Here is a 12,722-nt window from a genome sequence, read left to right as displayed (position 1 = left end):
AGCGTTAGCAGACTTCAAAGAAACATTAGAAACATTGTGCGAAGCGTGCTTTATAGAGAAATGTTAAAAATCCTATTCCCTAACTTTTATCCACGTATCCCGTACTTTTAAAAAGATATATAAAATCAATTATCTATATAGATAAAAAGAGGTCTTGTTATTTCTAGCAAATAAGAACAGCATTAATCAGTTAGTTTTTATAAACTTTAAAACATTGCGACAAAAAGAAAAAGTTTGACTCAATAGATGAAGAATTGCGCTTTTCTCATATTCTAGAGGACGAATCTGAAGTGCTACGCTGGACTGAAACCATGTTCCAGTTTTCTATAATAGACTACCAAGAAGGTCATACTTACGAACCATATTTTATTGTTGAAACAGAAAAAACTACATATTTGTGCGAGATAAAGCGTGCTTCATATAAGTGTGATATCTCTCTTTATGCGTTGAGATATAACATATTTGTAGCATGAAGAGTAAATTTATTAAAATCATGATAAGAGGACGATAGGAACTTTATAGGTGTATCATCATAGGATTAAGTAGTTTTGTTGAGAGCTATTTCTATTTCTGCTAAAAGGTTTTTGATATATTTAATTATTATTTCGTAATAGTGGATGTACTTTATTTTTATGTGCAAGAAAGCTGATTGATTGTGTAAAATAGTATTCATAAAATGACATTATTCTTATCCTGTTAAGGACATTTTTTCTAGTGAGATTTTTGCAATTGCAATGCTCTTTTTCTTATTCTAAATTTTGGTTAAAAAAAGCGTATATAGGTGTTATTTTAAATTTAAGATATGCATATTCCATTGTTGGTGTTACTGTTGTAAAAAATGATATTTTATTTGATAAGTATAAGGTGTTACCAAGAAGATCGATGTATAGATAAAATTTAGATTTTTACAATATCTTGAAAAAGCAATGGGTAAATAATTGATAATTGTGCTACGAAGGTTGTTAGATGGGCGTGTGTCAGCAATTCTTAATAAAAAGGTTTTTCTTGATAGCCGTTTTTTTTCAAAATACTGCTCTTCTTATGCAAATCTTATGTTGGTAAGCTATGCAGTTTTCACGGGAACAGGATAATGCATTAAAGGCTGTTGCCGCGTGGTTGAGGGAAGGGCGTTCTCCTCTTTTTCGCCTTTTTGGCTATGCGGGGACCGGTAAGACGACGCTTGCGCGCTATTTTGCAGAGACAGTTGATGGTTCTGTTCAATTTGCTGCTTTTACAGGGAAGGCGGCGCAGGTTTTGCGTTCTAAAGGTGCAAGCAATGCTTGTACGATTCATTCGCTGATTTATTGTCCGCGTGGAGAAGAGGAAGTTTCCGATGAAATAACAGGAAAAAAGTCTATTGCTCCAACATTTACATTAAATCGAAGAAGTGCTGCTGCACAAGCTAAACTCATTATTGTTGATGAGTGCTCGATGGTTGATGAACAATTGGCGCGTGATTTAATGAGCTTTCGAACGCCAATTCTTGTTCTTGGTGATCCAGGTCAATTGCCTCCTATATCTGGTGGGGGCTTTTTTTCTAATGGGAAACCAGATTTTCTTCTTTCAGAAATTCATCGGCAAGCGCGCGACAATCCGATTATACGTCTTGCTATGGATGTACGTGAAGGACGCGATATTGCTTGTGGTGACTATGGAGAAGCGCGCGTTGTGACACGTAAAGAGGTCAATCAACAATTGGTTTTGGATGCTGATCAGGTCTTGGTAGGGGTTAATCGTACACGCCACCTTTATAATCAGCGTTTGCGTGTGTTAAAGGGATTTACAGCAGATTATCCGCAAGCGGGAGATAAGCTGGTGTGTTTGCGAAACGATCCTATTAAAGGTTTGTTGAATGGCTCTTTATGGAAGGTGATGACTTCACAGAAGGAGACCGTTAAACCAAGTATTAATCTTCTTGTGAAACCAGAAGAAAGTGAGCGTGGGGTAGCAAAGATTAAACTTTTAAAAGCAGCGTTTGAAAACCCTGATCAAGAAATTTCATGGCAATTAAAAAAGCGATATGATGATTTTGATTATGGGTATGCATTAACGGTTCATAAGGCGCAAGGTTCTCAATGGAATAATGTCGTTTTGTTTGATGAAAGTTTTGCATTTCGTGATATGTATGCGCGCTGGCTTTATACGGGAATTACGCGCGCAGCAGAGCGTTTAACGATTGTTCGATAGAAAAAAATGTGTATATCATCTAAGTTTCAGATGAAAAATGCCTTTTTTCTATCTTGTTACATACTATAAAAAAAATGGAAATGGGCATGGCGGTAAAACTTTCGGTTAATCTTAATGCTGTTGCTGTTTTGCGTAATCGACGTAATCTTCCGTGGCCAAGTATAACGAATATTGGGCATATAGCGCTTGCTGCTGGAGCAGCAGGTTTGACGGTTCATCCACGCCCTGATGAAAGGCATATTCGTTTTGCGGATTTGCCAGATATATACTGTTTAATCAAGAACACTTTTCCTACAGCTGAGTTTAATATTGAAGGTTATCCCAGTGATCAATTTTTGGATATCGCTGAAAACTATGCGGATCAGATCACCCTTGTTCCTGATGATCCAGATCAGTCAACGTCTGATCATGGTTGGAATTTTGCTCATGATGCAGAATTTTTAGCACCTATTATTCAGAATTTAAAAAACAGAAAGATTCGTGTATCCCTTTTTGCTAATCCTACTGTCGATGGTCTTGATATTGCTAAAGCAATGGGCGCTGATCGTGTGGAATTTTACACGGGACCTTACGGTGGTGCATTTCAGGATAAAACAAAACAAGATCAAGAGCTCAATAAACTTGTTTTAGCAGCAAGAAGAGCAAAAGAGTTGCAGTTAGGTATAAACGCAGGGCATGATCTGACACTTATGAATCTTCCTGCTCTTGTCAAAAATATTCCTTGGCTTGATGAAGTTTCTATTGGCCATGGGCTCATTGCTGATGCATTAGAGTATGGAATACATGAGACTGTTCAGCGTTTTATCCGGTTATTATCGTAATCTTTTTCTCTCTATAAAAATTGGAAAAGAAATTTTTATAGAGGTTTGCCAATTTATCTTAAAAAAACAATATATTGCTTAGATAAATAGCACTATTATCGTGCATTATAAATATTCTATTGTTCCTCTATTTATTGGTTGCTTTCTATCTTTTGTTTTTGAGTGTATGCGATGTTTTTTATTTGTACTATCCATTATGAGGAAGTTTTAAAATCTTCTTATTATAATTTCTTTGAATGGAGAAGAGATAGGGTTTTGAAAGTATTTCCATTATAAAGGAGTGCGTAGGATTTTAATGGATCAATACACAAATTTTCTTGATATTTGAGCTCATTTTTGGGTTATCTGTAAATAGTATAACGTAAAATCTCCTTATGAATAAGCTGAATGCAATAGGAACTGTTAAATAGAATGATGATATCGACTTGTAGCTTTATGAAGTAAAGAGAGTGATGTGCAATAAATCTTACACTATTATAGGGAATTCTTGAAAAGGGCTTGAGCATATTAAAATTTTTTTATAAGGTGCCATAAATGGATAACATAATGGACGTATGGGGGGCTTCTTCGCGTGAGAGGCGTGGATATTAAAGAACGTAAAAAGTAAAAACATCCTCTTTATTATTCTAAAGATATTGTTGTATATGCTTTTGAAAGTTGTATTAACACAATACTTGTTATTTTGTAATTTTTCTTGCTATCTGTATTGATTTGGTTCATGTTAAAAATTGTATGTTGTATCTTAATTTTTAGAATATAGCGTTTTGTTGCACGATAAAAGAGTAGAATATTAGCTAAATTTTCTTTAGAAATCTTATTTTGTGTAATTATTGTTTTTGTAGAATAGCAGTTGAAGTTTATTTGGGGATCCGTATATGTTTTAGGAATGTTTGGGGACTACAGTTTTTTCTATGCAATATGTAAACTTTAAAATTATTCAATTGCTGTGTTCTTATAAGCGGTGTTTTTTGTCTTTATAAGTGTGTGATGCACTGTAGATAATGTTTCTTATTGAATAAAAATAATCTGAAATCCAGTTTAAATAGAGAAAGAAGGAATTTTTTTATGCGTGTTTATTATGATCGTGATGCGGATGTTAATCTCATTAAAGGGAAAAAAGTAGCCATTGTTGGTTATGGTTCTCAAGGGCGTGCACACGCTTTAAACTTGAAAGATTCTGGTGTTAAAAATGTGCAAATAGCTTTGCGTTCAGGATCGGAAACAGTTAAAAAAGCCATGGCTGATGGTTTTGAAGTGGTGAGTGTTGCTGAAGCAGCAAAATGGGCAGATCTCATCATGATGGCAACACCAGATGAATTGCAAGCTGATATTTATAAGGAACATATTCATGATCATTTACACGATGGGGCAGCGATTGCTTTTGCGCATGGTTTGAGCATTCATTTTGGCTTGATTGAACCTAAAAAAAACGTTGATATTGTGATGATTGCTCCTAAAGGTCCAGGGCATACAGTTCGTCATGAATACCAACGGGGTTGTGGTGTTCCTTGCTTAATAGCGGTGGCGCAAGATGCTTCAGGGCATGCACATAATGTAGCATTATCTTATGCGTGTGGACTTGGTGGTGGACGTGCTGGGGTGATTGAAACAACATTTAAAGAAGAGTGCGAAACTGATCTTTTTGGTGAACAAGCGGTTCTCTGTGGAGGTCTTGTTGAACTGATTCGAGCAGGTTATGAAACATTAACACAGGCAGGTTATGCGCCGGAAATGGCTTATTTTGAGTGTTTACATGAAGTGAAACTGATTGTTGATCTCATGTATGAAGGGGGCATTGCAAATATGAATTATTCGATTTCTAATACAGCTGAATGGGGTGAATATATCTCTGGTCCACGTGTGATTACGGATGAAACTAGAGCAGAAATGAAACGTATATTGAAAGATATTCAAACGGGTAAATTTACATCGAATTGGATTCAAGAATATAAAGCTGGTGCTGCTCATTTTAAAAGTATGCGGCGTTTAAATGATAATCATCCTATTGAAGAAGTTGGTAAAAAACTTCGTTCTATGATGCCTTGGATAAAATCTAACGCTTTGGTTGATAAAGAGCGTAATTGAAGCTTCTACAGAGATATTTTGTCAATAGCTTTTATAATTTTATAGATAAATATCAAAAAAAGGGTAACTTTAGTTACCCTTTTTTATATGTTTTTGGAAACATAAGCTTTATTTTTTAATTTTTTGCATAATTCTTTTTTCCAAAAAGAAAGTATACAATTCCTAAAAATATGAACCACGCTGGAGTGTATTTTAAAGCTATGGCAGTGTCAGCTTCTAATGACAATAAATAAATAATGAATGCAAAGAAAATAAGAAGCGCCCAACACATAACAACACCTCCAGGCATTTTATAAGGAGAGACAGTATGCTGGAGAGGACGATTGCGGCGATAGATGATATAGCTGATCAAAATGATAGACCATACAAATATAAACAAAGTTGCGGCAATTGTCGTAACAATTGTAAAAGCAGCTATGAGTGTTTGAGATAACGATACAATTGCATAACCAAATAAGATGCATATACATGAAAAGAATAATGCGTTAGCTGGAACGTGGTTACGAGAAAGTTTTCCTAAAAATTTAGGAGCACCTTTTTGTGTTGCTAGCCCATATATCATACGGCTGGTAGAAAAAATTCCACTATTTGCTGAAGATGCGGCAGCTGTGAGGACAACAAAGTTCATCAAACCTGCAGCAGTTGGAATACCAATAAGTGCATACATTGTTACAAATGGGCTTTTTTCTGGACTGATTTGATCCCACGGCGTCACAGACATAATCACAAGAAGAGAGAATATATAAAAGAATACAATGCGGATTGGTATTGAATTAACAGCTTGTGGTAGAGCTTTTTGAGGTTCTTTTACTTCAGCAGCAGCTGTTCCAGCGAGTTCAATGCCAACAAAAGCAAAAATAACAATTTGAAATCCAGCAAAAAAGCCTGTAATTCCTCGCGGAAAAATATTCCCACCGTTCCATATATGGCTAAGAGAAGCAACCGTACCGTTTGGAGAGACAAAACCGGTAAAGATCATATAAAATCCTACAACGATTAAGACTAGAATTGCTACGATTTTGATAAAACCAAACCAAAACTCAAGTTCGCCAAATAGTTTTACTGCGACAAGGTTAAGAATTAAAAAGGACATAAGACCAATTATAACAGGAATCCACGGATTGAGTTCAGTCCACCAAAAGTGTGTATAAGTGACAATAGCAATAATTTCAGCAGTTCCAGTGACAATCCAACACAACCAATATGTCCAGCCGATAAAGAATCCGGCACATGGCCCTAGAAGATCGGTTGAGAAGTCAATAAAAGATCGGTATTGTGTATTAGAAAGCAATAACTCTCCCATAGCACGCATGACAAAGTATAGAGCACAACCAATAATTGCATAAACGAGTAGAATCGAAGGCCCTGCTACACTGATTGTTTTTCCTGATCCCATGAAGAGACCTGTTCCAATCGCTCCACCGAGGGCTATAAGTTGTATGTGTCGGTTATGTAGTCCACGTTGTAATTTCTTCTTAGGTTTTTTTTCTAAATTTTGTTTGTTCATTTTTGGGGAGTTCTCCTTAGTTATTTTTAAATAAAATTACCCTAAAAAAGGTAATTCCTTCTATCGGAACACGCTATGGTTAAGGAGTAAAGGAATTTTTTTCTATGACTATATGTGAATAAAGCAAGAACATTATTCATTAATGGAATAATTATTTTATATATAAGAAACAAAAGATAAATTGTATTATATTTTTTTTGATTTTTATGTTTTATACATAATTAATAATAATTATATATAATATAATTTATTTTATACATAATTATTATTTGTATATAAACAATAATTATATTTATTTATAGTAATTTTTATATAAATAAAGTTTTATATTTAAAATTATTTATTTATTTATATTTTTTTATATATAAAAATATAAATAAAATTGTAAATTTATTAAATAAAAACTTTATTTATAAATAAAATAATTTTAAATTGTTGAACTATTATTTAAATAATTAAAAAATATATTTAAAATTTACATTTAAGTATTAATATTTAAAATTTATTACAAATAGAAAAATATTTTCATAGAATCTTTTTTTATTGCAGATAGCTATTAAGATATATTCTGTTTAGAGCTACATTTTTAATTTTGATAAAAAATTGAATATAAATTTTTTGGGGGGGAAGTTTTAGATAAAATCTCATGTTTTATTAGTAAACAATGTCAGTGAAGTTTATAGAGAATTCTTTACAGAATAGCTCGTTATTATCCTATTATACAGTAAAATACTGTTGTGTAGAGTAGTGATATAAAGCATATAACATTTTATACATTAAGTATTTTTAGAATGTGTGGTGAGTGTTCAGGGCAGGGCTAGCCCATAGAGCCTTATGTAGGTGAACCATATAAATGATCAGCAGCATTCCCTCTTAATAAGCTGGATTGTTCACAAACCGGCGCTGGTAGGAATCGTCGTTTTTTGATATTTGGGGAGGAGGTTAAGTAGAAAAAGGGTAACTAAAATTACCCTTTTTTGAGATGTTTTATGTATAGACTTTATTTGTTACCTTGAGTCATTTTTTTCTTTACAAATGTAAAATAGGTTATGCCTAAGCAAATAAACCAGAATATACCGTATTTTAAAGCTGTTAGGGTGTCTTCTTCTAACGTTAACAAATAGAGCATGAAAGCAAAGAAAACTAAAATTATCCCGCACACGATAACTCCTCCTGGCATTTTGTAGACGGATTCAGCATGCAAATGAGGGTGATTGCGACGATATACAATATAGCTAACCAAAATTACAGACCATACGAATAAAAATGCAATAGCTGAGATGCTCGTCACAATTGTGAAAGCACTTATGAGGCTTGGAGAGAGTGAGGCAATTGTATACCCTATTAAAATACATAAGCAGGAAAAGAATAGAGCATTGGCTGGAACATGATATTTGGAAAGCTTACCTAAAATTGGAGGAGCACCTTTTTGTGTTGCAAGCCCATATATCATGCGGCTAGTAGAAAAAATACCACTATTTGCCGAAGAAGCAGCCGAGGTGAGAACGACAAAGTTTACCAAACCAGCAGCTATCGGAATACCAGCAAGCCAAAACATCGAAACAAAGGGGCTTTTATCTGGAACAATTTGATCCCAAGGTGTGACTGACATAATCACGATGAGAGAGAAGATGTAAAAGAGTACAATACGTACTGGTATTGCATTAATTGCTTTTGGTAGAACTTTTTTAGGATTTTTGACTTCAGCTGCAGTTGTTCCTGCAATTTCTATACCAACAAAAGAAAAAATGGCAATTTGAAATCCAGCAAAAAAACCTGTCATTCCTCGCGGAAAGATATTTCCATCGTTCCATACGTGATTGAGAGAAGCAACAGTACCATTGGGAGAAGTAAAGCTCGTAGCGATCATATAAAAACCAACAACAATTAATGCTAAAATTGCTACGACTTTGATAAGACCAAACCAAAATTCAAGTTCACCAAATAGTTTTACGGCAAAGAGATTAAAAATTAAAAAGAAACCAATGCAAGAAAAAACGGCAATCCATGGATTAAGCGTTGGCCACCAAAAGTGCATATAAGTGATGATGGCAATAATATCTGCAGCTCCAGTTACAACCCAGCTCAACCAATAGCTCCAGCCTACAAAGAAAGCGATTCCCGGTCCTAGCATATCGGTTGAAAAATCAATAAGGGACCGGTACTGTGAATTAGAAAGCAATAATTCTCCCATAGCACGCATGACAAAGTATAGGGCACATCCAATAATAGCATAAACGAGTACGATGGAAGGGCCTGCTACACTAATTGTTTTTCCTGATCCCATGAAGAGTCCTGTTCCAATAGCTCCACCGAGGGCTATAAGTTGTACGTGACGGTTATCTAGGCCACGTTGTAGTTTCATCTGAGGACCATCTTTTAAATTTTGTTTATAGCTCATTTTTTGGGGGTTCCCTTTAATTATTTTGAGATTAAATTACACTAAAAATGCATTGTTCTGTATCGAAGCATGATATAAATGAGGTGTAAAGGAAAAAAACGTTTTTTATGATTTTGTGTGGATAAAGAAAAGAATATGTTTTAGGAATATGGTTTTGAAAAAAGAGAATGTTTTTCTCTTAAATAACGTAACAGATATTTGAATAGGGAGCTTTTTATTGTTATTAATAACAAATTAATTGTTCTTTAAAAGACGTGGGGCTTTTAAAATTATTTCAGAAAACTGTCAGGAGTTTTTATAATTTTTTGAAACTTATTATTTGTAATCAGTGCATTATTTATTATTATTCATAATGGTGAGAGTTTTAATTTTTGCTCAAATAGCACTCGAGAGTTCTCATCTTAGTTTAAGAACAATTTGTAATGGAAAATTAAAATGATTTTTAAAATCATTTTTTTGTTTGTATGGTGCTATCATAAATCAAAAAGTTACTTTATGTTTCATAAACGAAAAGAGGAATATCATAGCTTATTTTTTAAAGTGATGAATAAGGATTTTGTTTAGATATTGGTAACATTTTATAAAATATTGCGAGAAACTCACATTGTTTACACAAACGTCCTTGAGAGTATGATAAAGAAATGCAACGTAATTCAGTTATACAAAGAAAAAAAGAACTGGGGATTGTATAAGTTCTGTTAGAGATTGAGCTATTCATAGTGAGAGACAGAATCAGGAAAAGATTGCTCTATTAACTTTACAATTTGTTATCAAAAGATAAAACTATCCAAAGAAAATGAAAAAAGAAAACAGAGATAAAACTGTTCCTGTCGCAATGTTAATCGAGCCTTTTACCCGCTGCTTTTTTAAGGCGGTACTGGCAAATGATATAAAAATGGTCATTAAAGTAAACCATGCAAAGATGTTGAAAGAATGTATGGTTACAAGTTCAAAACCTTTTTTAATGCTACCACCAGAAGCTAAGAATTTTGGAAAAGTTGCTATGTAAAATATAGATACTTTGGGTTTAGTATTTGTGTCAAAAAACCGTCCATATAGCTGGTTAAAAGCTTTGTTTCACTCGTAGCATGCTTTTCATTCGTTGAACTTCTTTCTTTTGAATTTAAGCTGTGTATTCCAGATTTAATTGATTTAAAGCCCATGTATAATAAATAGCTGCCACCCATGAGTTTTACTAAAAAAAACAGCGTTTTGTTGTTGAGAATGAGCGCTGATACACCTAGGTGTGGAAAATGCCCCATGCACATATGTTGCTGTACACAATCCTAAAACGTTTACAAATGCGTTCTTTCTTCCCAATCTCGTTGCATTATCGATGATAAGGGCCATATTCGGCCCCGGTGAGATGACTAAAAAAATGAAACAATGAAAAAGGTCAGTATTTGATGATTCATTTTACTTTTAGCTCTGAAATTAATTGATTTTCGAGATACAATTCTATTCTGTCAAACTGAGAAAGTTTTCCGACACCCTGTGGAGTGCCTGTGTATATGAGATCACCACGTCTTAGCTGAATGTAGTGACTTAAAAATGAGATTATCTTCTCAAAGCTAAAGATCATATTTTTCGTATTGCCAACTTGTCTTGTTTCGCTATTCAACTTCATTGCAAAGGTTATTGGGTTGTTTATTTTTTCCTTGTTTATGAAGTCAGAGACGTATGCAGCGCCTTTAAATCCTTTCGATAAAAGCCAAGGAAGCCTTTTTCCTTTCAGTTTTGTTTGCAAATCCCGCGCGGTGAGATCAAGACCTATTGCTACGGCATCATAGCATTCTTTTGCTTCTGCCTCCATGATCATGAAAGCATCCTTTGAGATTTTGAGCACAATTTCAGTTTCAAAATGTATTTCTTTGGAAAAATCAGGGAGATAAATTTCATTACCTAAAACGAGTGAACTTTTTGGTTTGCTAAAGATAACGGGTTCATCTTCAACAACATTGCCTAGTTCATGAACATGTTCAACATAATTGTATCCAACACAGTAGATGTCATTTATCATGGGAGCCCTCCAAATTTTTTATTTTCTCTTTGTATAGGCAAGAGAAAACTTTGCAAACAACATTTTTTCTTATATCGCGTTTTGCGTTTTCTGGAAAAGAAGCATTGTGTGGGTTGATGACTAACCACGATGACAGCTCTTCGCATTATCCTCTTTTGAAGAGTGCCCAATCTTATAGTCTTTGAGATTATTTTAATTTTGATTGCCAATTTTCTGAAATTACTTTATTACTTAAAGAGTGATTTTGCTCGTCTACGCAGCGATTAGTAGGGTCTGAAAGTCCTAAAGTTCGATCATAAATGAGCCCACTCTGTGGGTGTCTCGGAATTATGGGATATTTTCTATGTCTAGGTGCTATGAGCACTAAAAGCAAAAATCTGTTTCGTATTCAATACTTTCAGGCTCTCGGAATACTAATGCGAGGGTGCTCGCACCCAGCGGGTGGAGCTTAAGAGTGAAAAGCAAAAAGCTACATTTTAACGGCATTTCTATAGGCAAAAAATCGCTTTCAAAGAAAAATGCTGGGAATGTCGTAAAAGCAATTAGGGCATCAATTAGGGATAACTTTTCAACAAATCCAAAAATATGAGAAAGTCTGTGATGGTTTAAAAGAAGCAGATCGTGGAAAACTTATTGTGGCATGTGGAACGGAGAAGATTTTTATCAGCTTTAAGATAGCACAACAAATAACCAGAACTGGCAAGCGTGTTTTGTTTTTCGTGCCTTTTCTGGCTTTGATGTCACAAAACGATAAGAGAATGGACACGCTATACAGAAGTGCCGTTTCGTTCCTTTGTGGTGTATTCTGATACATAAGTTGGCAAGCGTCGTAAAAACAAAGAAGCTGCTGCCGAACTCGATGTCTCAGATCTCGCTCTATCAGCTATCAACTGATGTTCAAAAGCTTTGAAAAAAACAAATAAAGTCTTAGTAAATGCAATGACCGTGGTGTTTGCTACTTACCAATTAATCCAAGTGATTGCGGATGCGCAAAAGAAATACGGTTTATCAGAATTTGATCTGATCATTTGTGAAGCAGCGCAGGTTAAGGAAGATAAAGTAGAACCTTTGGTTGTAGAAGCCAAGGAAGTAGCTGAGACTGCGAAGACAACAGCGGAAGAAGCGAAGAGTGTTGCGGAGCAAGCAAAAGAAGAAGCTGATACGACGAAGTAAGGGCTTGAAAGAGGTCAAGAGTTCATTAGACACGGCGACAGCAACGACAAATTCTGCGAATACAGCCGCCTCTGAGGCAAAAGTGTTAGCGGAAGAAGCGAAGAGTGCATTGATAGAAGTTCAAGAGAAGGCACAGAGGAACAGTGACAGTCTTTCTGAACTTCAAAGTAAGGTAGGTTCTCTTTCCACTAATTTTTTAGAGGATGTGCGTTTTGATCAGCTTTACAGGCTTCTGGAAGCCGATCCGGAAAATAGAAAAGGTCTTTTGTGATCAATGAAGGGGCATGTTTTCGCGTTCATCATGGTGGTGAGAATGGGGATAGGTCCATCTTTTACCGCATTCCAGTGCGTGGAAGGATGACTTTTGACGAAGATCTTGAAGCAGGAAAGGATTATTATATATATATCTCATCTTAAAAGATCAGACGAATGAGCTATCCTTTGAGCTTTCGCAAAATCCAACGGCTCCTGATGGCTATACAGAGGATAATTCTGAAAAGATCAGTGGATTTCATACGCTATGTGCGG

At 34.9% G+C, this 12,722-nt stretch carries 9 protein-coding genes and 2 pseudogenes; 7 read left to right on the top strand and 4 right to left on the bottom strand.

Annotated elements, in window-relative coordinates:
- Positions 1-1,065 precede the first annotated feature (1,065 nt).
- From ACFIK2_RS09080 to ilvC, 3 genes are all read left to right on the top strand, one after another.
- Positions 1,066-2,187, top strand: a complete 1,122-nt coding sequence (locus ACFIK2_RS09080; RefSeq protein ID WP_375634607.1) for an ATP-dependent RecD-like DNA helicase — start codon at positions 1,066-1,068, stop codon at positions 2,185-2,187.
- Positions 2,188-2,273: 86 nt separating this feature from the next.
- Positions 2,274-3,008 (top strand): pyridoxine 5'-phosphate synthase, encoded by a 735-nt coding sequence (locus ACFIK2_RS09075; RefSeq protein ID WP_375632947.1) that lies wholly within the window; start codon positions 2,274-2,276, stop codon positions 3,006-3,008.
- A 1,065-nt stretch (positions 3,009-4,073) separates the two neighbouring features.
- The gene (gene ilvC / locus ACFIK2_RS09070; RefSeq protein WP_375632945.1) at positions 4,074-5,093 is read left to right on the top strand and encodes a ketol-acid reductoisomerase; all 1,020 of its coding nucleotides are present in this window, start codon (positions 4,074-4,076) and stop codon (positions 5,091-5,093) included.
- Positions 5,094-5,208: 115 nt separating this feature from the next.
- On the opposite strand, the gene ACFIK2_RS09065 is transcribed toward ilvC, so the two are convergent.
- Both ACFIK2_RS09065 and ACFIK2_RS09060 read right to left on the bottom strand, forming a co-directional pair.
- The gene (locus ACFIK2_RS09065; protein WP_375632943.1) at positions 5,209-6,600 is read right to left on the bottom strand and encodes an amino acid permease; all 1,392 of its coding nucleotides are present in this window, start codon (positions 6,598-6,600) and stop codon (positions 5,209-5,211) included.
- Between the two features lie 1,000 nt (positions 6,601-7,600).
- Positions 7,601-9,001 carry an amino acid permease gene (locus tag ACFIK2_RS09060; RefSeq protein ID WP_375632941.1) on the bottom strand — a complete coding sequence of 467 codons (1,401 nt, stop codon included), beginning with the start codon at positions 8,999-9,001 and terminating at the stop codon, positions 7,601-7,603.
- A gap of 796 nt (positions 9,002-9,797) precedes the next feature.
- Here ACFIK2_RS09060 and ACFIK2_RS09055 point away from each other — a divergent pair.
- Positions 9,798-10,010: a hypothetical protein gene (locus tag ACFIK2_RS09055; protein ID WP_375632939.1), complete on the top strand. Its 213-nt coding sequence runs from the start codon at positions 9,798-9,800 to the stop codon at positions 10,008-10,010.
- Here ACFIK2_RS09055 and ACFIK2_RS09050 read toward each other — a convergent pair.
- Together ACFIK2_RS09050 and ACFIK2_RS09045 are read right to left on the bottom strand one after the other, a co-directional pair.
- Positions 10,003-10,188 carry a LysE family transporter gene (locus ACFIK2_RS09050; protein WP_375633052.1) on the bottom strand — a complete coding sequence of 62 codons (186 nt, stop codon included), beginning with the start codon at positions 10,186-10,188 and terminating at the stop codon, positions 10,003-10,005. The genes ACFIK2_RS09055 and ACFIK2_RS09050 overlap by 8 nt on opposite strands.
- A 224-nt stretch (positions 10,189-10,412) precedes the next feature.
- Positions 10,413-11,021 (bottom strand): fumarylacetoacetate hydrolase family protein, encoded by a 609-nt coding sequence (locus ACFIK2_RS09045; RefSeq protein WP_375632937.1) that lies wholly within the window; start codon positions 11,019-11,021, stop codon positions 10,413-10,415.
- A gap of 572 nt (positions 11,022-11,593) precedes the next feature.
- On the opposite strand from ACFIK2_RS09045, the pseudogene ACFIK2_RS09040 reads away from it, so the two are divergent.
- The 3 genes and pseudogenes from ACFIK2_RS09040 to ACFIK2_RS09030 all read left to right on the top strand — a co-directional run.
- Positions 11,594-12,062: pseudogene (locus ACFIK2_RS09040) on the top strand (DEAD/DEAH box helicase family protein); the annotation flags it as partial.
- 136 nt (positions 12,063-12,198) lie between these two features.
- Positions 12,199-12,465 carry a hypothetical protein gene (locus tag ACFIK2_RS09035; RefSeq protein WP_375640799.1) on the top strand — a complete coding sequence of 89 codons (267 nt, stop codon included), beginning with the start codon at positions 12,199-12,201 and terminating at the stop codon, positions 12,463-12,465.
- A gap of 130 nt (positions 12,466-12,595) precedes the next feature.
- Positions 12,596-12,722, top strand: a pseudogene (locus tag ACFIK2_RS09030) (hypothetical protein); the annotation flags it as partial.

It is taken from the genome of Bartonella sp. AP88XZML, assembly GCF_042195565.1.
Taxonomy (GTDB): Bacteria; Pseudomonadota; Alphaproteobacteria; order Rhizobiales; family Rhizobiaceae; genus Bartonella.
The sequence above is the reverse complement of the archived record's forward strand: the minus strand, read 5'-3'. Positions and strand labels throughout refer to the sequence as shown.